The organism is Streptomonospora sp. PA3, from assembly GCF_009728995.1.
Classification (GTDB): Bacteria; Actinomycetota; Actinomycetes; order Streptosporangiales; family Streptosporangiaceae; genus Streptomonospora.
On record NZ_VTZW01000007.1, the window covers coordinates 275853 to 299183 of the forward strand.

General features: G+C 73.7%; 17 protein-coding genes. 9 read left to right on the forward strand and 8 right to left on the reverse strand.

What is annotated here, in order from left to right:
* Positions 1–83: 83 nt before the first annotated feature.
* Positions 84–2468, reverse strand: a complete 2385-nt coding sequence (locus FZ103_RS05850) for a lysylphosphatidylglycerol synthase transmembrane domain-containing protein (protein ID WP_343233402.1) — start codon at positions 2466–2468, stop codon at positions 84–86.
* A gap of 176 nt (positions 2469–2644) precedes the next feature.
* On the opposite strand from FZ103_RS05850, the gene FZ103_RS05855 reads away from it, so the two are divergent.
* Complete coding sequence (locus tag FZ103_RS05855; RefSeq protein ID WP_255429776.1) at positions 2645–3517, forward strand: hypothetical protein; 873 nt, start codon at positions 2645–2647, stop codon at positions 3515–3517.
* Between the two features lie 280 nt (positions 3518–3797).
* On the opposite strand, the gene FZ103_RS05860 is transcribed toward FZ103_RS05855, so the two are convergent.
* Positions 3798–5339, reverse strand: coding sequence for an aldehyde dehydrogenase family protein (locus FZ103_RS05860; RefSeq protein WP_155999389.1), 1542 nt, complete (start codon positions 5337–5339; stop codon positions 3798–3800).
* A gap of 327 nt (positions 5340–5666) precedes the next feature.
* On the opposite strand from FZ103_RS05860, the gene FZ103_RS05865 reads away from it, so the two are divergent.
* The gene (locus FZ103_RS05865; protein WP_255429777.1) at positions 5667–6734 is read left to right on the forward strand and encodes a pyroglutamyl peptidase; all 1068 of its coding nucleotides are present in this window, start codon (positions 5667–5669) and stop codon (positions 6732–6734) included.
* Positions 6735–6833: 99 nt separating this feature from the next.
* Here the strand turns inward: FZ103_RS05865 and FZ103_RS05870 are convergent, their stop codons facing one another.
* Both FZ103_RS05870 and FZ103_RS05875 read right to left on the reverse strand, forming a co-directional pair.
* Positions 6834–7229, reverse strand: a complete 396-nt coding sequence (locus FZ103_RS05870; protein WP_255429778.1) for a hypothetical protein — start codon at positions 7227–7229, stop codon at positions 6834–6836.
* A 405-nt stretch (positions 7230–7634) separates the two neighbouring features.
* A complete protein-coding gene (locus FZ103_RS05875) occupies positions 7635–8057 on the reverse strand; it encodes a hypothetical protein (RefSeq protein ID WP_155999391.1) in 423 nt (140 codons plus the stop codon).
* A 247-nt stretch (positions 8058–8304) separates the two neighbouring features.
* On the opposite strand from FZ103_RS05875, the gene FZ103_RS05880 reads away from it, so the two are divergent.
* Positions 8305–9591, forward strand: a complete 1287-nt coding sequence (locus FZ103_RS05880; RefSeq protein ID WP_155999392.1) for an acetyl-CoA carboxylase biotin carboxylase subunit family protein — start codon at positions 8305–8307, stop codon at positions 9589–9591.
* 19 nt (positions 9592–9610) lie between these two features.
* Positions 9611–11635, forward strand: a complete 2025-nt coding sequence (locus tag FZ103_RS05885) for a CocE/NonD family hydrolase (protein WP_155999393.1) — start codon at positions 9611–9613, stop codon at positions 11633–11635.
* Between the two features lie 79 nt (positions 11636–11714).
* On the opposite strand, the gene FZ103_RS05890 is transcribed toward FZ103_RS05885, so the two are convergent.
* Positions 11715–12392, reverse strand: a complete 678-nt coding sequence (locus FZ103_RS05890) for a GntR family transcriptional regulator (protein WP_155999394.1) — start codon at positions 12390–12392, stop codon at positions 11715–11717.
* 335 nt (positions 12393–12727) lie between these two features.
* Here FZ103_RS05890 and FZ103_RS05895 point away from each other — a divergent pair, with 335 nt between their 5' ends.
* From FZ103_RS05895 to fdhD, 5 genes are all read left to right on the forward strand, one after another.
* Entirely contained in the window at positions 12728–13759 is a 1032-nt protein-coding gene (locus FZ103_RS05895; protein WP_155999395.1) for a 2-dehydropantoate 2-reductase, read from the forward strand.
* A 152-nt stretch (positions 13760–13911) separates the two neighbouring features.
* Positions 13912–15882, forward strand: a complete 1971-nt coding sequence (locus FZ103_RS05900) for a molybdopterin oxidoreductase family protein (RefSeq protein WP_155999396.1) — start codon at positions 13912–13914, stop codon at positions 15880–15882.
* 314 nt (positions 15883–16196) lie between these two features.
* Complete coding sequence (locus tag FZ103_RS05905) at positions 16197–18185, forward strand: NAD(P)H-dependent oxidoreductase subunit E (RefSeq protein ID WP_186355879.1); 1989 nt, start codon at positions 16197–16199, stop codon at positions 18183–18185.
* A complete protein-coding gene (locus FZ103_RS05910) occupies positions 18182–19123 on the forward strand; it encodes a 2Fe-2S iron-sulfur cluster-binding protein (protein ID WP_186355867.1) in 942 nt (313 codons plus the stop codon). Before FZ103_RS05905 ends, FZ103_RS05910 begins: the two co-directional genes overlap by 4 nt.
* Before the next feature lie 139 nt (positions 19124–19262).
* Positions 19263–20123 carry a formate dehydrogenase accessory sulfurtransferase FdhD gene (gene fdhD / locus FZ103_RS05915; RefSeq protein WP_155999397.1) on the forward strand — a complete coding sequence of 287 codons (861 nt, stop codon included), beginning with the start codon at positions 19263–19265 and terminating at the stop codon, positions 20121–20123.
* Between the two features lie 126 nt (positions 20124–20249).
* On the opposite strand, the gene FZ103_RS05920 is transcribed toward fdhD, so the two are convergent.
* The 3 genes from FZ103_RS05920 to sucD all read right to left on the reverse strand — a co-directional run.
* Complete coding sequence (locus tag FZ103_RS05920; protein WP_155999398.1) at positions 20250–20831, reverse strand: HhH-GPD-type base excision DNA repair protein; 582 nt, start codon at positions 20829–20831, stop codon at positions 20250–20252.
* A 121-nt stretch (positions 20832–20952) separates the two neighbouring features.
* Complete coding sequence (locus FZ103_RS05925) at positions 20953–22500, reverse strand: aldehyde dehydrogenase family protein (RefSeq protein WP_155999399.1); 1548 nt, start codon at positions 22498–22500, stop codon at positions 20953–20955.
* Positions 22501–22672: 172 nt separating this feature from the next.
* The coding region (sucD, locus tag FZ103_RS05930) for a succinate--CoA ligase subunit alpha (protein WP_155999400.1) at positions 22673–23331 on the reverse strand (659 nt) is incomplete at its 5' end.

A 23331-nucleotide genomic window follows, 5' to 3' on the forward strand; every position in this document is an offset into this window, starting at 1 on the left:
CCCCCGCCGGGCCCGGTGCGGGGCGCGCGCCGTGCACCCATGATTCCACCGACCGCCGACGCGCCCGCGGCGCCGCGGCGGGTTCAGATCGCCTTCCAGCGCTGCAGCAGGTGGAAGGCGCCCCATCCGGGCAGCACCGGGAACCAGAAGGTCAGGATCCGAAACAGCAGCACCGCGGGCAGGCCGACGGCCGCCGGCACCCCGGCGACGGTGGTCAGCCCGCCCAGCAGCGCGGCCTCGACCGCGCCCAGTCCGCCGGGGGTGGGCGCGGCCGACCCGATCGCGTTGCCCGCGAGGAAGACCACGGCCAGCGCCGCGATGTCGGCGCGCCCGCCGAACGCGGCGACCGAGAACCCCAGGCACAGCACGAACGCCGCGGTCTGCAGAAGGGTCCCGCCCACGCCCATCGCCAGCCGGCGCGGGTGCTGGAGCAGGTCCAGCAGCTGGGGCAGCGTGCCCTGGAAGTAGGGGCGCACCCGCTCCAGGACCACGCGGCGCAGGCCGGGGACCAGCAGTACGAGCGCCACGGCCAGCGACAGGCCCGCGGTGACGGCGATGACCGTGACCGACGGCGAGAAGTCGGCGATGTAGGAGGTGCCGGTGAGGTAGGCGCACACCAGCAGCAGGGGGATCTGCAGGATCAGCGCCACCGCCTGGGACAGCCCCACCGCCGAGATCGCCAGTCCGGCCGAGGCGCCCATCCGGGTCACGTAGCGGGAGTTGACGGCGAGCGTCCCCAGCCCCGCGGGCGCGGCGATGCGCACGAAGGAGCCGGCGTATTGCACCAGGATCGTCGTCCACAGGCTCAGCCGGATGGGCACGAAGCCCATCAGCGCCATGGCCCCGGCGACCATGCACACCACCGAGGCGGCGAAGGCGGCAGCCGCCCAGCCCAGGTCGGCCTGGGAGATGGTGCTGAAGTCGACGTCGGCGAGCTGGTAGGCCAGGATCAGCCCGACGGCGGTGGCGGCGACCACGCTGACCACGGTGCGCGGGCGCATCCGCTCCAGCCGCGCCGGGCGGGCCGGCGCCTCGGGCACCGCTCCGGTGATCTGGGCGCGGATGGCCTTCAGCGTCTCGCGGCGGCTGCGCAGCCTGCTGCGCAGCGCGAAGGGCATGCCCGCCGTCTGCAGGAACGGCAGCGCCCCGGCGGCGGTGTCGCGCCCCAGCACCCGGATCGCCGACTCCACCGCGCGCTGCTCCCCCACCCGCAGCGCCAGGAGGGTCATCAGGGCGGCCACGTCCAGCGACGCCTTGATCGGCGAGGCCGCGACGGTCCCGTGGGCCAGCCCGGTGAAGACCACCCGCCCGTTGAGGCGGCGGCCCACGGTGGAGCCGTTGAGGTTGCCGTGGGTGATGCGGTTGCGGTGCAGCAGGGCCAGTTCGGCGAAGATTTCGTCGAGGGCGTCGTCGGTGAGCTCGGCGGTGTCGAACGCGTCCAGCGGGCGCACCGGGACGTGCTCGGTGACCAGCGCCACGGTGCCCAGGCCCAGCTCGCCGACGGCCAGCACGCGCGGGCCGGCGGCTCCGGCGGCGCGCGCGGCGAAGTCCATCAGCGCGGCGTGTTCGAGCCGGCGCTGGGTACCCAGCAGGACCGGGGGCGCCGCGGGACCGCGCAGCATCACCGCGCCCAGCAGCCGCTTCCACACGCCGCTGTTGTCCTCGGAGCGGAACAGCACCACGTCCAGGCGCCGGTCGACGGTGTCGACGGCGAAGCGCTGGTTGCCCTCGGCGTCGCCGCCCAGGGGGGTCAGGCCCAGCGGCTCCCAGCCGAAGCGGCGCAGTTCCCGGACCAGGCGCCCCGTGGCCGGAACCGGCCGCGACAGGCCCACGGCGTAGGCGGCCACCGATGCGCAGGTCCATCCGGCCAGCACGGTCAGCACCAGCGACAGGGCCGTGGTGACGCCCGCCAGCAGCACCGCGGCGGAGGTCAGGGCGATGCCGCCCCACATCGCCGCGCGCACGCGGGGCAGGTGGCCCAGCGGCAGCGCGCGCAGGTAGGCGATTCCGGCGGCGATGTAGGCGTGCAGCGGGGAGGTGAACAGGCTCTGGGACTCCGGCGCCATCAGCACCTCGGGCAGGCCCGAGGGGGTGAGCGCCTGCACGGTGGCGTTGGCCGCGCCGGTCAGCCCGTAGCCGAAGGCGCCCGCCGCGAGCGCGCGCACGATCTGGCGGAACTCGCGCCGCAGCAGCCGCTCCACCGCGGTGGCGCCGATCAGCACGATGACCGTCAGGTTGGCGATGCCGGCGATCAGCGCCAGCATCGAGGGGGGCAGCAGGGTGCGCAGTTCGGCCGGGTAGGGGGACTGCTGGCCGTCGGTGGTGAGTCGGACGACCACCAGTACGGCGGCGATGACCAGCACTCCGGCCGCCGCCACCAGCAGATCCACGGGCCTGCGCGCGGTTGGGCCCAGTTCCGGCAGGCGCTCTCCTGCGCCGCGGTCCGGGCCGAATCCTCCAGATGTCACGGTTCCAGACTGCCCGAATCCGGGCACTTCCCGCGTCAGCCGCCGCGGCGGCGTGTTCGCGGCGGTCGTGCAGGCCCGCCCGGCACGGCCGCGGGTGACCGGCGCCACACCTCAGCGTTACCGGGCCGTCACCGGTGGTCGATCCGGTGAAACGCGCGGCGGGCACGGTGGTGGGCATGAGCCGGACGCGATCGGACACGCATACGCGAAGCAGGGCCGAGACCGCACAGGGCGGGCCCGCCCCGCGGGGCTTCCTCGGCCAGGAGATGGTGGAGGTGGGCGGCCTGCTGCTGGCGGCGGGCGCCGCGCACCTGCTGGTGCTGTCGCTGGGCCACAGCGACCACGGCGGCGTGCTGCTGGTGGCGACGGGAGCGGCGCTGCTGGGGATCTCCATGCTGCACCGGTGGCGCGCCCACCGCGCCGCCCGGCCGGTGGGGGCGGGTGCGGCGGGGACCCTGCGCCGCGCGCCGCACGCGGCCGGGGCGGAGGCCTCGGACCGGCTGTGGCGGGTGCGGGTGGCCGTCGACGACGTCCCCGGCGGCCTCGCCGCCCTCACCGCGCAGATGGCGCAGCGGGGCGTGGACATCCGGCTGCTGCAGATCCACCCCGCCGGCGACGAGGCGGTCGACGACCTCTATGTGGCCGCACCGGCCGGCGTGGGCGCCGACGTGCTGCGGGATGCGGCGGCCCGCGCGGGCGGGCGCCGGCCCGTGGTCGAGCCCGCCGACGTCCGCGACCTCACCGACACGGCCGCGCGGACCCTGTCGCTGGTGGCGGGGCTCGTCGGCGGGGACGCGGACCTGGCGGCGGTGCTGGCGGCGGTCGCGGGCACCGGCGATGTCGAACACCGCTCCGCTCCCCCGCGGGATCTGGAGGAGGAGGACCTGCGGCGGACGGTGATGTGCCTGCCGGCACCCGAGGGCGGTGTGCTGGTACTGCGCCGGCGCGTCGCCTTCACCCCGGTGGAGTTCGCCCGGTGCCGGGCGGTCGTGCACACCGCCGCCGGGCTGCAGGCGCGCCTGCGCCGGGAACGGGTCGGCGAGCACTGAGCGGCGGCGGTTCGCGGGCGGGCGCACCCGCCCGCGAACGTCCCGCGCCCGCCGCGGCCCGGTTCTCGGCGGTGCGGATCGCGGGTGTTGTCCCAGGCCCGTTCCGGGTAGCGGGCCACCAGCCCGCCGCCGGGACACGGGGCCGCCGGCCTTCCACCCCGGTGGACGGGATGCGGATTGCCACAGGCGGGCCGCGCCACCCGCGGCACCGCCGGCGAGACCCGGTCGGCGCGGCACCCGGACCTCCTGCCGCGTCGGCCGCCTCACCGCGCCCGGGCGCTCACAGGAAGCTCACCCCCTGGGCCAGCGGGAGTTCGGTGGAGTAGTTGACGGTGTTGGTGGCGCGGCGCATGTAGGCGCGCCAGGCGTCGGATCCGGACTCGCGGCCGCCGCCGGTGGCCTTCTCGCCGCCGAAGGCGCCGCCGATCTCGGCGCCGGAGGTGCCGATGTTGACGTTGGCGATGCCGCAATCGGCGCCGGCCGCGGACAGGAACCGCTCGGCCTCGCGCTGGTCGCGGGTGAACACCGAGCCGGAGAGGCCCTGGGGCACCCCGTTGTGCAGTTCCAGCGCCTCCTCGAAGGTGCGGTAGGTCAGCACGTAGAGGATCGGCGCGAATGTCTCCTGGCGCACGATGGCGCTCTGGCGCGGCATGGCGACCACAGCGGGGTCGACGTAGTAGGCGGCCGGGGCCTCGGCCTGAAGGCGGCGCGCTCCGCCGGTGAGCAGCCGGCCGCCGTCGTCGGCGGCGGACTGCAGGGCCTCGCCCATCGACCGGTGGGCGCCCTCGCCGATCAGCGGGCCCACCAGGGTGTCCTCGGCGAAGGGGTCGCCGACGCGCGCCTGGAGCTTGCCGTAGGCCTCGACGACGCGCTCGGTGAAGTCCTCGGCGATGTCCTCGTGCACGATGAGGCGGCGCTGGGTGGTGCAGCGCTGCCCCGCGGTGCCGGCGGCGCCGAAGACGACGCCCTGCAGGGCCAGGTCGGCGTCGGCCGAGGGCGCGACGATCGCGGCGTTGTTGCCGCCCAGCTCCAGCAGGCAGCGCCCGAGGCGCGCGGCCACGCGGGGGGCGACCTCGCGCCCCATGCGCACCGATCCGGTGGCGCTGAGCAGCGCCACCCGGGGGTCGTCGGCCAGTGCCTCGCCGGCCTCGCGCCCGCCCAGCACCAGCCGGTGGACCCCCTCGGGGGCGCCCACGTCGGCCGCGGCGCGCATCAGCAGGCCGTGGCAGGCCAGCGCGGTCAGCGGGCTCTGCTCGGAGGGCTTCCACACCACGGTGTCCCCGCACACCAGCGCGACCGCGGTGTTCCAGGACCACACCGCCACGGGGAAGTTGAAGGCGGTGACGACGCCGACGACGCCCAGCGGGTGCCAGGTCTCCATCAGCCGGTGGCCGGGCCGCTCCGAGGCCATGGTGCGGCCGTAGAGCTGGCGCGACAGGCCCACGGCGAAGTCGCAGATGTCGATCATCTCCTGGACCTCGCCGGCGGCCTCGGAGCCGATCTTGCCGGCTTCGATGGTGACCAGCTCGGCCAGGTCCTGCTTGTGCTCGCGCAGCAGCTCGCCCAGCCGGCGTACGAGGTGGCCGCGCTCGGGGGCCGGGGTGTCGCGCCAGGAGCCGCGGAAGACCGACTCGGCGGCCGAGACGGCCTGCCCGGCGTCGGCGGCGCCGGCGGGGGCGAGCCGGAACAGGGCCTCGCCGGTGATGGGGGTGCGGGCGGTGAGACCGGCGCCGGCGGCCCCGTCGGGGCTCGCGGCGCCGCAGCGCCCCAGCGCCGCGGTGGCGCGGTCGCGCAGGCGCTCGGTTGCGGGAAGGGCTGCCATGGCCTTCTCTCTCCGTTGAGAGGCGGTTGCGGGCACGGAACTTTTTCCCTGCGCCGCGCCGGACTAACCGCGTGCCGCCGCGCGCCGGGATCCCCGGGGGCGCGGGGCCTGCGCGCCGGAGCCGGCGCCGCCTGTGGCAGGCTGTGCGCCGGAACCCGCGCCCGGCCGCCGCTTCGGCGGGTGCGCGCACCCGCCGGTGCCGCAGGGCGCGCCTGAGGTGACCGCATCGCACGAAGACCGGCGAGTCGCGCTATACCTGGAAGGAGGCGCGGCGTTGCCCCGCCCGGCCGGGGGCCGCACGCCGCAACGCACATGAGGGCCACCGCCATGACCGTCGAGGAATCCCGCACCGCCTTCGCCGCACCGCAGGCGATCCTGCGCCGCTCCGGCTTCGCGGCGGCGGCCCCCTTGTTCGCGGCCGACCTCGCCGCCGCGCGGGACCCGGAGGAGGCCGAGGCGGTCGTGGCGGCGCACGGCCGGCGGCTGTGGACCGAGGCGGTGCGCCAAAGCGAGGGCGTCGCCGACGACCGCTTCCTCTACTGGGCGCGGCTGACCCTCAGCGCCCGGCTGCGGGAGTGGAGCCCCGGCTTCCCCCTGGACGCCGACCGGCGCGCCGCGCTGGCCGAACGGCTGGAGCGGGCCTCCCGCGGCCACGACGACCTGGTGTTCCCGCCCGACGACAAGCTGCTGCGGGTCATCGTGACCGGGTTCGACCCCTGCGGGCTGGACGAGGACGTGCGCCGCTCCGACCCCTCGGGCGCCGCGGCGCTGACCCTGCACGGCTCGGTGCTTCAGGCGCGGGGCCGCCGGGCCGCCGTGCGCACCGCGGTGTTCCCCGCGCGCTGGCGGGACCTGGCCGCCGGAATGGTGGAGCAGGCGCTCTCTCCGCACTACTTCCCCGTGGCGGGAACAGTGGCCGCCGATGCGGTGATCACCGTGAGCCAGGGGCGCGGCGGCGGTTTCGAACTGCCCGCCTACAACGGCGCCCTGCGCGGCCGCGCGCCCGACAACGAGGGCGTGAGCGCGCCCGGGCCCGTCCCCGCGCCGCCCGGTGCGCCCGCGGCCGGGCCGCTGCCGGAGCGGACCGCCTCCTCGCTGCCGCGCCGCGCCGTCGCCGAGCGCGGTGCCGGGCGCTTCCCGGTGCACGGGGGCGCCGAGCCCGGCGCGGGGGCGGGTCCGGCGGGCGGCGACGGCGTGCCCAACGAGGTCGCCTACCGCAACGCGCTGCTGCGCGACGCCGCCGAGCGCGACATCCCCGCCGGCCACGTCCTCACCCCGGTGCTGGAGATCGGCTCGGCCGACCCGCAGGAGCTGGCCACCCCCGAGTTCGAGCGCGACCGCGCCGACATCGTCGAGCAGCTGCGCGCGATCGTCCAGGCGGCACTGGAGGCATGACCGCGCCGCGCACGCGAACGCCCCGGCCCGGTCGCGGATGCACCGGGTCGGGGCGCTGAGCGGGATCGCGGCGGCGGCCCCCATCGGGCGGCCCGGCCGCTAGTACGTGGAGTAGTCGGTGGTCGAGGCCGAGAACATCGCCACGCCGTAGATCACCCACCAGATGATCCCCACGACCAGGGCCACGCCGAAGTAGATCCAGGCGATCAGCGTGCAGATGCGCGCGGCCTTGGGGTTGCTCTCGGCCATGGTCAGGCCGATGATCGCCAGGACCAGGCCGACCAGGGTGCCGCCGCAGGTGAAGCACATGCCGATCACGTTGGCGATGAGCGCACCGATGGCGCTGCCCTTGTTGGCCGGCGGTTCCATGCCGGGGCCTCCGGGCGGGGGCGGCGGAGCGCCGTAGCCGCCGCCAGGCGGGCCGGGCGGCGGGGGCGGCGGGCCGTAGCCGCCGCTGCCGTAGGGCGGCTGACCCCCTGACGGACCGTAACTCATGTGACTCCTCCCCGGAATGCCCGGGCGCGCTCGCCGCGCCACCGGGTGTATCGCTGAACTTTTCGGTATTTGCGCGCACGTTGGATGCGCACACGCCCGCCGCGGTTCCATCGGTTCGCTGGAGCCTGCCCGAGCGGGCGCGGGGGACGGCCGCCTGCGGCGACGTACCGATAGGCGTTCGGAGCGTTCGAGGCCGCGGCGCCCGCCAGGGCAGCATACGGCGTGCGGCGCCCGGCCCCGTCCGCCGGAGGGCGGGATCGCCCCCGCATCCGGGGCCGCGTGTCCGGTTCCGGCCACCGCCGCGGCCTGCAGGTGCGCGTCGCGCAGGGCCGCGCCGCGCGGAGGGCGCTCACCGGTGCGGTGAATCGTGATGCGACCGCAACCGCGGCGGAGCGGGCGCGGCGCTCAGCCCTCGTCCTCCAGGATGCCGTCGATGATGTCGCCCAGCACCCGGGCGCGGTCCTCGCCGGTGAGGTTGCCGACCTCCATCAGCGCCCCGGCGGTCTCGACCCGGTCGCCCGCGCGCCCCTCGACGACGCACAGCCGCACCACCTCGCGCGTGGGGATGTGCAGGAAGCGCAGTTCGTCGGGCGGAGCCAGGTCGTAGAGGTTGACCGGATAGCGGGAGTGGCGGTTGCGCCACTGCTCGGCGCGCTTGAGCACGAAGCCGTGCAGCAGCGACTCCAGGATCTCGGGGTCGGCCAGCGCATCGGCGTCGCCGTGGGCGCGGCATTCGGCGCAGTTGGCCAGCTCGGCCTTGAGCAGGCGCCGGGCACCGGGATGGACGACGTGCTCGGCGGTGAGCTTGCTGGGGTGTCGGTGCGCCATGGGCCCAGCTTAGGACGCGTTCGGCGGGCCGCCGTCCGGGGCGCACGGGGGCGCCGGGAGGCCTCCCCCGCCCGGGGCGGGCGGCGCCGCGGCGGGGCTGGACCGGCCCGGTGTGCCGGGCGTGCGGGGGTTCCCGCCTCCGCACGCCCGGGCAGGCGGCGGGGAGGTCGGGATCACCCGGTCACGACGTGCATCGGCGCCCCCGGCGGGTAGTCGCCTCGGCGAGGGATCGAAAGGGGTGTCAGAGATGAGCGAGAACGTTTTCGTGCTCGGGATGGACGAGCACAACCGTGCGGCCCTCGCAGAGATTCCCGGCGTGGTGTTCCATCCGCTGCTGACCATCGACCGGGTGCACAGCTACGTGCACGAGAACGACGACCTGTCGGCCCTGCTCGACGAGGCCCGCGCCGAACTGGACGCCTTCGACGGCCCCGTGCACGGCATCCTCGGCTACTGGGACTTCCCCGTGAGCACCGTGGTGCCGATCCTGTGCGCGGAGCGGGGGCTGCCTGCGCCGTCGCTGGAGTCGGTCGTCAAGTGCGAGCACAAGTACTGGAGCCGGCTGGAGCAGGCCGAGGTCATCGACGAGCTGCCCGGATTCGCCGAGATCCCCTTCGACGCCGAGCGCCCGCCCGACCACATGCGCTACCCGATGTGGCTCAAGCCGGTAAAGGGCTTCTCCTCCGAGCTGGCCTTCCGGGTGGAGGACGAGGAGGGCTTCCGCGACGCCCTGGCGCGCATCCGGGACGGCGCCGGCGAGCTCGGCGGGCCCTTCGAGTGGGTCCTGGACCAGGTCGAGCTGCCCGAGGCCGTGGCCCGTGCCGGGGGAACCGCCTGCCTGGCCGAGGAGGAGGCCTCCGGCCGCCAGCTGACGGTCGAGGGCTACGTGTACAAGGGGCGCCCGCACGCCTACGGGGTGATCGACTCGCTGAACTACCCCGACACCTCCAGCTTCCTGCGCTACCAGTACCCCTCCGAGCTCCCCGGCCACGTCCAGGACCGGGTCCGCGACGTCTCCTCCCGCGTCGTCACGCGGATGGGCCTGGACGACACCACCTTCAACATCGAGTACTTCTGGGATCCCGACACCGACGAGATCCGGCTGCTGGAGGTCAACCCCCGCCACTCCCAGTCCCACGCCTACCTCACCTCCCTGGTCGACGGCCGGCCCAACCACTCCTACCGGGTCGACCTCGCGCTGGGCCGCGAGCCCGAGATCGATCAGGGCGGCGGCGAGTACCCCATGGCGGCCAAGTGGTTCCTGCGCCGCTTCGCCGACGGCGTGGTGCGCATCGCCCCCGGCGAGGACGACGTCGCCGGCATGGCGCGCGACATCCCCGGGACGTCGGCGGAGATCCTGGTCGAGCCGGGGACCCGGCTCTCGGAGCTGCCCGACCAGGACAGCTACAGCTACGCCATGGCGGTGATCTACACCGGAGCGGCCGACGCCGAGGGCCTCCAGCGCTCCTACGAGCTGTGCCTGGCCCGCCTCCCGTTCGATGTCGAGGACGTCGAGGCCGCAAGCCAGGAGTGACCGAGGAAGGGAGAGCCGCATGCACCACGTCACGGCACTGCCCCACAAGATCATCGAGGAGCAGGGGGTGGAGATCCCCCTGTCGGACGGCACCCGGCTGGCCGCGCGGATCTGGCGGCCCGACTCGGGGGAGGAGCCGGTGCCGGCGATCCTGGAGTTCATCCCCTACCGGCAGCGCGACCTCACCGCCCAGCGCGACTCGACCATCCACCCCTACCTGGCCGGCCACGGCTACGCCTGCGCCCGGGTGGACCTGCGCGGCAGCGGCGACTCCGAGGGGGTGCTGCAGGACGAGTACCTGGAACAGGAGCTGTGCGACGCCGAGGAGGTGCTGGCGTGGCTGGCCGCCCAGCCCTGGTGCTCGGGCAGGACGGGGATGATGGGCATCTCCTGGGGCGGGTTCAACGCGCTGCAGGTCGCCGCGCGCCGCCCCGAGAGCCTGGGCGCGATCGTGACGCTGTGCTCGACCGACGACCGCTACGCCGACGACGTGCATTACATGGGCGGGTGCCTGCTGGGCGACAACCTCTCCTGGGCCTCCACGATGTTCGCCTACACCGCCTGCCCGCCCGACCCTGCGATGGTCGGCGAGCGCTGGCGCGAGATGTGGCAGCAGCGGATCGACCGCAGCGGGCTCTGGCTGGACACCTGGCTGCGCCACCAGCTGCGCGACGACTACTGGCGGCACGGTTCGGTCTGCGAGGACCTCTCGGCCATCGAGGTGCCGGTGATGGCCGTCAGCGGATGGGCCGACGGCTACTCCAACGCGGTGTTCCGGCTGATGGAGGGGCTGGACGTGCCGCGGCTGGGGCTGGTGGGCCCGTGGTCGCACAAGTATCCGCACCTGGGCGTGCCCGGCCCGGCCATCGGGTTTTTGCAGCAGTGCGTGCGCTGGTGGGACCGCTGGCTCAAGGGCGTCGACAACGACGTGATGGACGAGCCCATGGTGCGGACGTGGATGCAGGAGAGCGTGCCGCCCTCCACCTCCTACGAAGAGCGGCCCGGCCGCTGGGTGGGCGAGCCGCGCTGGCCCTCCCCGCGCATCCGCCGCCAGACCCACCCGCTGATGCGGGACCGCATCGCCGAGCCCGGCACCGACGTGGGATCCGACAACCTCTCGGTGGAGTCGCCGCTGACCGTCGGCCAGTACGCCGGGAAGTGGTGCTCCTACAACGCGCCGCCGGACCTGCCCTACGACCAGCGCGAGGACGACGGCGGGTCGCTGGTCTTCGACAGCGAGGTGCTGTCGGAGCGGCTGGAGATCCTCGGCGCTCCGGAGGTCAACCTGGAGTTCACCGTCGACCGGCCGGTGGCGATGGTGTCCGTGCGCCTGTCCGACGTCGCTCCCGACGGCCGGGCCACCCGCGTGACCTACGGTCTGCTGAACCTGACCCACAGCGCCGACCACTCCGACGCCGAGGACCTGGTGCCCGGCAAGCGCTACCGCGTGTCCGTGCCGATGAACGGCGTCGCCCAGGCGTTCCCGCCCGGCCACCGGCTGCGGGTGTCGGTGTCGACCTCCTACTGGCCGCTTGCCTGGCCGCCGCCGCAGCCGGTGCTGCTGACGGTGCTGCTGGAGGGCAACAGCACGGTGGTGCTTCCGGTGCGCCCCACCGACAGCTCCGACGAGGTGGCGCCGCAGCCCTTCGGCGAGGCCGAGGGCACGCCCCCGCTGGAGACCACGCAGGTGGAGCCCGGCGAGCAGCAGTGGAAGGTCGAGCGCGACCTGGTCGACTACGAGTCGTCGCTGCGGGTGGTCAAGGATCTGGGCACGGTGCGCTTCGAGGACATCGGCCTGGAGGTCAGCAGGCGCGCCGAAGAGGTCTACACGGTCCGCGGCGACGACTTCTCCTCGCCCAGGGGCACGACCGAGTGGCGCATGCGCTTCAGGCGCGACGGCTGGGACGTGGAGACGGTCACCACCTCCGAGCTGACGGCCACCCCGGAGGTGTTCTACGTCAACGCGACCCTGGACGCCTATGAGAACGGCGACCGGGTGACCGCGCGCACCTGGAACACGGTGATCCCGCGCGACCACGTCTAGTCGGCCGCGGGTCCCCGGGCAGGGGCGCGTTCGCGCGGGCGGGCGGCACGCCGCAGGCCGCCCCCCGCGCGAACGCGGTCTAGGAGTCCACCCGGTCGTGGTAGGTCAGGCGGGTGCGCTCGGTGTGGTCGTTCATGAGCCGGGCCGCCTCGCCGGCGGAGCCGGCGGCGATGGCCTCGATGATCTCGGCGTGCTCGTGCCAGGAGGCCATGCCCCGGGATCGGGCGATCGGCGCGTAGTACCACCGCACTCTGCGGTCGACCTGCTCGGCCAGCTCGGCCAGGACGCGGTTGCCCGAGGCCTCGATGACCCCGCGGTGGAAGGCGGCGTTGGCGGTGACCACCGAGTCGACGTCGACGTCGTCGACCGCGGCCACACCGGCGCGCCACAGTTCGCGCAGGTGCTCGACCTGCTCGGGGAGGGCGGTGAGGGCGGCCAGCCGGGCCGCCTCGGTCTCCAGGACGGCGCGCACCGCCAAGAGCTGGTCGGCCTCGCTCTCCGTGGGCGTGTGGACGAACGCGCCGTAGCCGGGGCGCAGGTCGACCCAGCCCTCGTTGCTCAGCCGCTGCAGCGCCTCGCGCACCGGCTGGCGGGAGACGCCGAGCTGCTCGGCGAGCTCGCTTTCGACCAGGTGCCGGCCGGGAGGGAACTCCCGGGTGATGATCAGGTTGAGGATGGTTTCGTAGACCGTCTCGCGCAGTGGGACAGGGCGTTGCACCCGCCCACTCAGCGCGGCCTTCAACGGCTGTGTGGTCATTGCGCCGCTCCTGCCCGTCGCACGATGTTCCCGAGTGATGACTGTAGACAGTCTACGAAATCCATCGCGCTCCCGCAGTCGGGGCGGCCGGGGCGGCGATCGCGGGCCCGCGGGCGGCTCGCCGACCCGCGATCGCGCAGTGCGCACCTGGCGGTGCAGTGGCCGTCACAGCCGTGCCCGCCCCCTGCGAGCGAGGGTTCGGCGGCGGAGAAGAACGCCTGAACTTGCTGTTCGCCTGCATTCACACGTTCCTTTTCCGCTGACGACCCCTCGCCCTGTGCGCCCTGTCAGCATACTGTATACAAAATCGTTCGGGCGAGAGAACGGAGCACAGTATGAGAATCGCCATCCTCGGCGCCGGCGCGATCGGCGCCTATGCCGGAGCGGCCCTGCACCGCGGAGGGGCCGACGTCCACCTGATCGCCCGCGGCCCCCACCTGGAGGCGCTGCGTGCCAACGGGGTGCGCGTCCTCAGCGACCGGGGGGACTTCACCGCCCGGCCCCACGCGACCAACGACCCCCGCGAGATCGGACCCGTCGACTTCGTCTTCCTGGGACTCAAGGCCCAGCACTACGCCGGCTGCGCACCGATGCTGCGCCCCCTGATGGGCCCCAACACCGCGGTCGTCGCCGCCCAGAACGGCATTCCCTGGTGGTACTTCCACGGCGTGCCCGGGCCGCTGGCCGAGCGCCGGATCAGCACCGTCGATCCGGGCGGGTCGGTCAGCCGGGCGATCCCGGTCGAGCGCGCCATCGGCTGCGTCGTCTACGCCGCCACCGAGATCGAGGGCCCCGGCGTGATCCGCCACCTGGAGGGCACCCGCTTCTCCATCGGCGAGCCCGACGGCAGCATCTCCCCCCGATGCACCGCCTTCAGCGAGGCGATGATCGCCGGCGGCCTGAAGTGCCCCGTCGAACCGGAGCTGCGCGAGGACATCTGGGTCAAGCTGATGGGCAACATCACCTTCAACCCCCTCAGCGCGCTGACCCGCTCCACCATGGCCCAGATCTGCCGCGACAGCTCGGCCCGCGAGCTGGCGCGGTCGATGATGAGCGAGACCCTGGAGGTGGCCGGGCGCCTGGGGATCCACCCCACGATCTCCATCGAGCGCCGCCTGGCCGGCGCCGAGCGCGCCGGCGACCACCGCACCTCCACCCTGCACGACGTCGAGCGCGGGCGGCCCATGGAGCTCGACGTCATCCTCACCGCCGTCATCGAACTCGCCGACCTGGTCGGCGCCGAGGTGCCCACCCTGCGCACCGTCGACGCGGTGGCCCGGCTGCTCAACGCCCGGCTGGTCGACGGCAGCGTGGCCGAGCGCATGGCCGCCGCGACCGCCGCCTCCGCCCCCGCCCCCGCGGCCTGAGCGAGACCCGCTCCCACCGCCCGGGCGGCGCGCCCCCTGCCGCCGCGCCGCCTGCGGACACTTGCCCGCCGGACCGGCGTCGCATACTGTAGACAATATTTGTACCCTGCGATTTACCACAGTGGCCACGAGACCAAGCGAGGCCTGAGAAGATGCGATCGGACGATATACAGCCCGGCAGCTATGAACGCCTGACCCGCCCGCTTGTGCGCGAGGACGGCGAGCTGCGCCCGGCCTCCTGGGAGGAGGCGCTCGACCGCGCCGCCGCCGGCTTCCGCGCCGGCGTCGAGCGGTACGGCCCCAACGCGTTCGGCATGCTCTCGTGCGCACGGGCCACCAACGAGATGAACTTCGTCGCCCAGAAGTTCACCCGCGTCGTGATGGGCACCAACAACGTCGACTCCTGCAACCGCACCTGCCACGCCCCCAGCGTGGCCGGTCTCGCCGCCGCCTTCGGCTCCGGCGGAGGGACCTCCTCCTATTCCGAGGTCGAGGACACCGACCTGATCATCGTGTGGGGAGGCAACCCGCGCTTCGCCCACCCGATCTTCTTCCAGCACGTGCTCAAGGGCGTGCACAACGGGGCGCGGCTGTTCGTGGTCGACCCCCGCCGGACCTCCTCGGCCCAGTGGGCCGACCGCTGGCTCGGCCTCAACGTCGGCACCGACATCCCGCTCGCCCACGCCATCGGGCGCGAGATCATCCACGCCGGACTGGCCAACGACACCTTCATCCAGCGCGGCACCACCGGCTTCGAGGAGTACCGCGAGCTGGTCGAGCCCTGGACGCTCGCCGCGGCCGAGGCCGAGACGGGCGTTCCCGCCGAGGCCATCCGCGAACTGGCGCACGCCTACGCCACCGCCGAGCGCGCCCAGCTGTGCTGGACGCTGGGCATCACCGAGCACCACAACGCCACCGACAACGTCAAGGCGCTGATCAACCTCTCCCTGCTCACCGGGCACGTGGGCCGCTACGGCTCCGGCCTGCAGCCGCTGCGCGGCCAGAACAACGTGCAGGGGGGCGGCGACATGGGCGCCATCCCCGACCGGCTGGCCGGGTTCCAGGACATCCTCGACCAGGAGGTCCGCTCGCGCTTCGAGGCGACCTGGAACACCTCCATCCAGCCCCGCAAGGGCAAGACGCTGACCCAGATGTTCGAGGCGATGGACGAGGGCGAGCTCAAGACCCTCTACATCATCGGCGAGAACCCGGTGCAGTCCGAGCCCGAGACCTTCACCACCACCCGCCGCCTCCAGCAGCTGGACCACCTGGTGGTGCAGGACATCTTCCTGACCAAGACCGCCGAACTGGCCGACGTGGTGCTGCCGGCCAGCGCCTCCTGGTGCGAGTCCGACGGCACCTTCACCAACAGCGAGCGCCGCGTGCAGCTGGTACGCAAGGCACTGGACCCGCCTCCGGGGGCGCGCGACGACATCGAGATCATGTGCGACCTCGCCCAGCGCCTCGGGCACGCCTGGCAGCGGCCCAGCGCCGAGGAGGTCTGGGACGAGCTGCGCAGCCTCTCCCCCATCCACCGGGGCATGAGCTACCAGCGGCTGGAGGAGCTGCACGGCATCCAGTGGCCGTGCTTCTCCGAGGACAGCCTGGAGCCCAGCTACCTGCACTCCCGGCTGTGGTCGGCCGATCCCCAGAAGCGGGGCGAGCCCGCCCCGTTCGGCATCGTGGGCCACTCCCCGCCGGTCGACCTGCTCGACGACGACTACCCCTTCCGCCTGACCACGGGCCGCCGGCTGGACGACTACAACACCGGCGTGCAGACCAGCGGCTTCTCCTCGCCCCTGCGGCGGGGCGAACTGCTGGACATCTCGCCCGAGGACGCCGAGCGGCTGGGGATCGCCGACGGCGAGACGGTGCGGGTCTCCTCGCGCCGGGGGTCGGTGCTGGTGCCCGCCTCGGTCTCCACGCAGATGCGCCCGGGGCTGGTGTTCATGACCTTCCACTTCCCCGACCAGGTCGACACCCAGCTGCTGACCATCGACGCCACCGACCCGGTGGCGGGCACGGCCGAGTACAAGGCGGCGGCCGTGCGCATCGAGAAGGTCTCCGAGGGAGCCGCACCCGCCGGGGCGGCCGACAAGACCCCGCTTCCGGCATCGCCGTAGGCAGCGGTCCGCGGCCGGGGCCCCGGTCCCGGCCGCAGCCCCCGGGTGCACTGTTCGCCACCCGTGCCCGGGGGCACGACGTGCCGGCTCGGCGCGTACCGCGAGGGCGGCGTCCGTCCGGGCGAACGGCGCCCGGACGGACGCCGCCGGGCCGGATCACGACGGCGGTCACCCTCGGCACGCACCCGATCGCACGTGCGCAGGCGCTGCGGAAACGGGTGCGACCAGGGGTTGCCCAGGGGTGGAATAAAGCATACTGTAGCCCGTATACAAAGTCTGTGACCTGGCTTACATGATTCGAGGTGACCGGGGACGTGGACCTGCACTTCCTGGATGCAGTGCCGGAGGACTCCGAGCGCGAGGCCGTGGACACCGTCCTGGGCCCACCGGAGTCGGGGTGGGACGGCGGCACGCGCCAGGCCTCCGATCTGCGCTTCGCCGAGGGCGGCCACACCGCCCGCGGCAGGCGCGACCTGCTGCTGCCGGCCCTGCACGCGGTCAACGACCGCGTCGGGTGGATAAGCCCTGCAGCGCTGGACTACATCTGCCGCCGGCTGACGATCCCGCCGGCCGAGGCCTACGGCGTCGCGACCTTCTACGCCATGTTCTCGCTCAACGAGCGCCCGCGCCGGGTGGTGCACGTCTGCACCGACATCGCGTGCGCCGCCAAGGGGTCGCAGCAGCTGTGCGCGCAGCTGACCGAGCGCGCCGGCCCGGCGGGTGCCGAGGGCGGTGAGTTCACCTGGCACGAGAGCCCGTGCCTGGGGCTGTGCGAGCGCGCCCCGGCGGCGGTGTCGTTCGAGGCAGGCGATCCGCCGCGCTACAGCGTCGCCGCACCGGCCGCCGCCGACGAGATCGTCCCCGCTCCGGGCGAGGTCCCGGCGCAGGAGTCCGCCGGCGCGGGATCGCCCAACGGCCACGGCCCCGCGCTCAACGGCGGGCGGCCCCGGCGCCGGACCTTCTCCCCCGAGACGCTGCCGGGCCCGGCGCCCGAGCCGCCGGCGAGCGCCGCCGTCCCCCAGGCCGGCGACCCCGACCTGCTCCTGCTGCGCCGCATCGGCGTGGTCGACCCCGCCAGCCTGGACGACTACCGCGCCAACGGCGGCTACCTGGCGCTGCGCGAAGCGCTGCGCATGGGCCAAAGCGCCGTCATCCGCGAGGTCACCGACTCCGGTCTGGTGGGCCGCGGCGGCGCCGCCTTCCCCACCGGGCGCAAGTGGGACGGCACGGCCAAGCGCCCCGAGACCCCCCGCTACGTCATCTGCAACGCCGACGAGAGCGAACCGGGCACCTTCAAGGACCGGGTCATCATGGAGGGCGACCCGTTCTCGGTGATCGAGTCGCTGACCATCGCCGGCTACGCCAACAACGCCGCCAAGGGCTACATCTACATCCGCGGGGAGTACCCGCGGGCCCTGTCGCTGCTGGAGAACGCGATCGAGCTGGCGCACGCGCGCAACCTGCTGGGACGCGACATCCTGGGCTCGGGCTTCGACTTCGACATCGAGATCCGGCGCGGCGCCGGCGCCTACATCTGCGGCGAGGAGACGGCGATCTTCAACTCGATCGAAGGGCTGCGCGGCGAGCCCCGCAGCAAGCCGCCCTTCCCCGTCGAGCGCGGGGTCTTCGGCAAGCCCACGGCCATCAACAACGTCGAGACCCTGGTCAACGTGCTGCCGATCATGCAGATGGGCGGACCCGCCTATGCCGCCATCGGCACCGGCCGCTCCACCGGGCCCAAGCTGTTCTGCGTGTCGGGATCGGTGCAGCGCCCCGGCGTCTACGAGGTCCCCTTCGGCGCCAGCCTGCGCGAGCTGATCGAGATGTGCGGCGGGACGGGCACGGGCCCCGACGGTGCGCCCCGCGTGCCGCGCGCCGTGCTGCTCGGCGGCGCCGCCGGCGGCTTCGTGCGCGGCGACGAGCTCGACATCCCGCTGACCTTCGAGGGCGCCCGCGACGCGGGGGCCACCCTGGGCTCGGGCGTCGTGCTGGTGCTCGACGACACCGTCGACCTGGCCGCGATCCTCGTGCGCATCGCGGCCTTCTTCCGCGACGAGTCCTGCGGCCAGTGCGTGCCCTGCCGGGTGGGCACCGTCCGCCAGGAGGAGGCGCTGGTGCGGCTCTCGCAGGGAGCGGGGCCGCGCCGCACCGACATCGCGCTGCTGCGCGAGGTGGGCGAGGCGATGCGCGACGCATCGATCTGCGGCCTGGGCCAGACCGCCTGGAACGCGGTGGAGTCGGCGATCGACCGGCTCGGTGTGTTCGGCCCGCAGGAGGAACAACCCGTGAAGGAGGTCCGGTGAGCACACCGGTTGCTATTGGGGCGCCCCGCCGCCTGGTCGAGGTGACCGTCGACGGCCAGGAAGTGCGCGTGCCCGAGGGCGCGACCATCCTGGACGCCTGCGAGGCCGTCGGCACCGACGTACCCACCCTGTGCTACGGCGACACCCTCACCCCGCGCAACGCCTGCCGGGTGTGCGTGGTCGAGGTCGAGGGCGCGCGCACGCTCGTGCCGGCCTGCTCGCGCAAGGTCGAGGAGTCGATGTCGGTGGCGACCGACTCCGAGCGGGTCCGCCACAGCCGCAAGATGGTGCTGGAACTGCTGGGCTCCTCGGTGGACCTGTCCACCACGCCCGGCGTCCCCGAGTGGAACGAGCGCTACGACGCCCGCCCCGAGCGGTTCGGCCCGCGCGCCGAGCCCGCGCCGCTGGGCGAGCGCGACGCCCGCCACGCCGGCGAGCACGAGGTGGGCGACGGCACCGTCGCCGCGACCGTCGAGCAGCCCACCAAGGTCGACAACGACCTCTACGTGCGCGACTACGGCAAGTGCATCATGTGCTACAAGTGCGTGGACGCCTGCGGCGAGCAGTGGCAGAACACCTTCGCCATCGGGATCGCCGGGCGCGGGTTCGACGCCCGGGTCTCCACCGAGCACGACGTGGCGCTGCCCGACTCCGCCTGCGTCTACTGCGGCAACTGCATCGAGGTCTGCCCGACCGGGGCGCTGTCGTTCCGCACCGAGTACGAGATGCGCAACGAGGGCACCTGGGACGAGGAGCGCCAGAGCCAGACCACCACAATCTGCACCTACTGCGGGGTCGGCTGCAACGTCACCCTGCACGTCCAGGACAACGAGATCGTCAAGGTCACCTCGCCGCACGACAACCCCGTGACGCACGGCAACCTGTGCATCAAGGGGCGGTTCGGCTTCCAGCACGTACAGCAGAGGCGGCGCGACTGAGGCGGGCGCGGCCCCCGCGGGGGCCGCGCCGGCCCGGCGGCGCCGCCGCCCGCATCCGGCGAGGAGTGCGCGGATGGGATAGACGGGCGGCGCGCCGGGTACAGGCAGCCGCAGGGCTTTCCAGGAAGGGGGCAAGGCCATGGGACGGGTCACGGTCCGCGAGCGGATCCTGCGCATCCGGGACGGCGCCGCCAGCGAGCGCGCCGACACGCTGGTGGCCGAGGAGCCGCTGGAGATCCGGATGGACGGCCGACCGCTCACCGTCACGATGCGCACCCCGGGCCACGACTTCGACCTGGCGGCGGGCTTCCTGGTGAGCGAGGGCGTCATCACCTCGGCCGAGCAGATAGCGACCATCCGCTACTGCGCCGGCGCCACCGACGACGGCTCCAACACCTACAACGTCCTCGACGTCGTGCTGGCACCCGGGGTCCCGGTGCCCGAGGCGTCGCTGGAGCGCAACTTCTACACCACCTCCTCCTGCGGGGTGTGCGGCAAGGCCAGTCTGGAGGCGGTGGCCACCGTCGCCCACTGGTCGGTCGCCGAGGACGACACCTCCTTCGGCGTACCCGTGCTCGCGCGGCTGCCCGACCGGCTGCGCGAGGCCCAGCGGGTCTTCGACCGCACCGGCGGGCTGCACGCCGCCGGACTGTTCACCCCGGAGGGGGAGCTGCTCGCGGTGCGCGAGGACGTCGGACGGCACAACGCCGTCGACAAGCTCGTGGGCTGGGCCCTGCGCGAGGACCGGCTGCCGCTGCGCGGCAGCGGGCTGATGGTTTCGGGCCGGGCCTCCTTCGAGCTCGCGCAGAAGGCGCTGATGGCGGGAATCCCGATGCTGGCCGCGGTCTCCGCGCCCTCGTCGCTGGCCGTCGAGCTGGCGGCCGAGCAGGGGCTGAGCCTGGTCGGGTTCCTGCGCGGCGCCTCCATGAACGTCTACGCCGGCCGGCATCGGATCACCCTGGAGACGGCGTCTGCGACGCCTATGGCGGCCCCAGGGTGAAACAGCCGACCGGGCCGGTAGGCGCGAGACCGGCCGGCGTGCTCCAGCCCCCTGCGCCGGCCGGTCCCGACATTCCCCGCGCCGCCGCGCCCGGCCTGCGCGCAGGCCGGGCGCGGCGGCGCACCCCTATTGCGCCTTGCCGGATCTCCTCGCCGCCTTCTCGCTCTTTTTGAAGGCGCGCACCTCGGCCAGCGTCTGCTCGTCGAGGACGTCGGCGATCGAGCGGCGCGCGCCCTCCTCGCCGTAGGCGCCGGCCGCCTCGCGCCAGCCCGGCGCCTGCAACCCGAACTGCTTGCCCAGCAGCGCCAGGAAGATCCGCGCCTTCTGGTCGCCGAAGCCCGGCAGGGCCTTGAGCCGCTTGAGGACCTCGCGGCCGTCGGGCCCGCCCGAGGTCCACAGCGCGCGGGCGTCGCCGCCGTAGTGCTCGACGAGGTAGCCGCACAGCGCCTGGATCCGCCCCGCCATCGACCCGGGGAAGCGGTGCACGGCCGGCTGCCGGGAGCAGATCTCGGCGAACTCGTCGGGGTCGGCTCCGGCGATGGTGCGGGCGTCCAGCCCGCCCATGCGGTCGGAGATCTTCTTGGGCCCGGCGAAGGCCACCTCCATCGCGACCTGCTGGTCCAGCAGCATGCCGATCAGCAGCGCCAGCGGCTCCGACGCCAGCAGCGCGTCGGCTTCGGGTTCTTGGACGAGGTGCAACGACGTCATGGCGCCATTGTCCCAGGCGGGCGGGGCCGGGCACGCGGCGGCGCACCGGCGCAGCGCAGCGCCGCGCCGGCGCCCTCCCTCGCTGGGCGCCGGCGCGGCCGATCGGGGCCCGGGCCTTGGCTCAGGCGTGCTCGCTGGGAACCAGCGTGTAGTCGGGGAAGTTGCCCGGCAGGCGCTCGCCGGCGGGGCCGTGGCTGACCGCGTGGACCAGCAGCTTGCCGCCCACGAAGGCGCCGCGCCAGGACTCCCCCCAACCGCCGAACATCTCGTCGCGGTCGCCGCGCGAGCGCGGCTTGTTGATGCCGACCTTGAACGCGCGCACCTGGGAGGCCAGGCGCGCACCCAGGTCGGGGTCGTCGGTGGAGATCGTGGAGACCAGGGCGCCGTTGCTGGCGTTCATCGCCGCCAGCAGCTCGGCCTCGGTGTCGACCAGCACGATGGAGTCCACGGGCCCGAACGGCTCGGCGTGGAACAGCGGGGAGGAGCGCGGCGGCTCCAGCACCGACACCGGCGCGACGTAGGCGTCGGTGTTCTGGCCGGGCAGCAGCAGCGCGTCGTCGAGGGAGCCGCGGTAGAGCGGCACCGCGCCGCCGGTGATCGCCTCGCCGACCTGGGCGGTGAGGTCCTTGGCCTTGGCCGCGTTGATGAGGGGGCCGAAGTCCAGTTCGGGCAGCTCGTCATCGGGTGCGGAGACCGCGAGCGGGTGGCCGAACCGCACCGACGCCACCGCCGGCAGGTAGGCGCCCAGGAACCGGTCGAACAGCGACCGCTGCACGATGAAGCGCGGGTAGGCGGTGCAGCGCTGCTTGGCGTAGTCGAAGGTCTTGCGGACCTGGCCGGCGAAGGTCTCCCAGTCGCTGTACTCCCACACGCCCCAGCAGTTGAGGCCCTCCTGCTCCAGGATGTGCCGCTTGCCGAGGTCGGCGAGGTCGGTGGCGACCTGGCCGCCGGTGTCGCGGCCGCCGACGAAGGACACGCAGCCGATACCGGGGGAGCGCACCAGCACCGGCGAGAGGTCGCGCCCGCCGCCGCTGACCAGCGTGAAGGGCAGGCCCTCGCGGGCGGCCAGGGCCACGGCCAGGGTCAGGCACACCAGGCCGCCGTCGGTGGGCGTCTTGGCGATGGCCGCGTTGCCCGCGAGCGCCTGCACGCACATGGCATGGGCGAGGACGCTCATCGGGTAGTTCCAGCTGGCGATGTTGCTGACCGGCCCCTCCAGCGGGGCGCGGCCGTCCATCATCTCCTCGATCTGCTCCAGGTACCACTCGACGCCGGAGATCGCGCGGTCGACGTCCTGGCGTGCCAGCCGCCAGGGCTTGCCGATCTCCCAGACGAGGGCGAGCGCGAGGGTGTCGCGGTGCTCGCCCCATGCCTCGACGGTGGCGCGAACCCGCGCGCGGCGCTCCTGCAGCGGGGTGACCCGCCAGGTGCGGTGCGCATCGGCGGCCGCCTGCACGGCGGCCTCGGCGGTGTCGGCGCCCATCATGGGCGGGCCCGCGATCTCGGTGCCGTCGACGGGCGAGACGGCCATGCGCGGTTCGCCGTCGGGGCGCCAGCGGCCGCCCCAGTAGTTGTGCACCCGGTCGGCTGCGAACGCCTCGGGGGCGATCTCTCGGCAGCGCCGGTACAGGGTGGTCCATTCGGTCCCGGGCTTGAGCATGAGGGTCATCGGGCTCCCCTGGTGGTTGCTGTGCTGCTCGACAAGTGCCCGGCGCCGGCGGCTCGTGCTGCGCCGCCGGCGCTCGGGCGCTTCCAACGGTCCCCCGAAGTCGCGGTGCGCGGCCACGGGCGGGGGCGCGCGCTTCGTCGACTCTTCACGGAATCGGTGCGGGAGGCGATTGTTAACAGAGCGACCGGGCGATCTCGGCGGTCTCGGTGGGGGTCTTGCCGACCTTGACGCCGACCGCCTCCAACGCCTCCTTCTTCGCCGCGGCCGTACCCGCCGACCCCGACACGATCGCCCCCGCATGACCCATCGTCTTGCCCTCGGGCGCGGTGAACCCGGCCACATAACCCACCACCGGCTTGGACACGTGCTCGCGGATGTAATCCGCCGCCCGCTCCTCGGCATCCCCGCCGATCTCACCGATCATCACGATCGCATCGGTGTCGGGATCGGCCTCGAACGCCGCCAGCACATCGATATGCGTCGTACCGATCACCGGATCCCCACCGATGCCCACCGCCGTGGAGAACCCGATATCCCGCAACTCATACATCATCTGATACGTCAGCGTGCCCGACTTCGACACCAGCCCGATCCGCCCCGGCCGCGTGATGTCGGCCGGAATGATCCCCGCATTGGAGGCCCCCGGACTGATCAGCCCCGGGCAGTTGGGCCCGATGATGCGCGTACGATTGCCCGCCGCACACGCATGCGCCCAAAACGCCGCCGTATCGTGCACCGGGATCCCCTCGGTGATCACCACCGCCAACCCGATACCCGCATCGATCGCCTCGACCACCGCCGCCCGGGCGAACTTCGGCGGCACGAACACCA

Coding starts and splice junctions, on each gene's coding strand:
- FZ103_RS05885 (WP_155999393.1), top strand. CDS start 9,611: ATGCACCACGTCACGGCACTGCCCCACAAGATCATCGAGGAGCAGGGG.
- FZ103_RS05875 (WP_155999391.1), bottom strand. CDS start 8,057: ATGGCGCACCGACACCCCAGCAAGCTCACCGCCGAGCACGTCGTCCAT.
- FZ103_RS05865 (WP_255429777.1), top strand. CDS start 5,667: ATGACCGTCGAGGAATCCCGCACCGCCTTCGCCGCACCGCAGGCGATC.
- FZ103_RS05890 (WP_155999394.1), bottom strand. CDS start 12,392: ATGACCACACAGCCGTTGAAGGCCGCGCTGAGTGGGCGGGTGCAACGC.
- FZ103_RS05925 (WP_155999399.1), bottom strand. CDS start 22,500: ATGACCCTCATGCTCAAGCCCGGGACCGAATGGACCACCCTGTACCGG.
- fdhD (WP_155999397.1), top strand. CDS start 19,263: ATGGGACGGGTCACGGTCCGCGAGCGGATCCTGCGCATCCGGGACGGC.
- FZ103_RS05860 (WP_155999389.1), bottom strand. CDS start 5,339: ATGGCAGCCCTTCCCGCAACCGAGCGCCTGCGCGACCGCGCCACCGCG.
- FZ103_RS05920 (WP_155999398.1), bottom strand. CDS start 20,831: ATGACGTCGTTGCACCTCGTCCAAGAACCCGAAGCCGACGCGCTGCTG.
- FZ103_RS05880 (WP_155999392.1), top strand. CDS start 8,305: ATGAGCGAGAACGTTTTCGTGCTCGGGATGGACGAGCACAACCGTGCG.
- FZ103_RS05895 (WP_155999395.1), top strand. CDS start 12,728: ATGAGAATCGCCATCCTCGGCGCCGGCGCGATCGGCGCCTATGCCGGA.
- FZ103_RS05855 (WP_255429776.1), top strand. CDS start 2,645: ATGAGCCGGACGCGATCGGACACGCATACGCGAAGCAGGGCCGAGACC.
- FZ103_RS05900 (WP_155999396.1), top strand. CDS start 13,912: ATGCGATCGGACGATATACAGCCCGGCAGCTATGAACGCCTGACCCGC.
- FZ103_RS05870 (WP_255429778.1), bottom strand. CDS start 7,229: ATGAGTTACGGTCCGTCAGGGGGTCAGCCGCCCTACGGCAGCGGCGGC.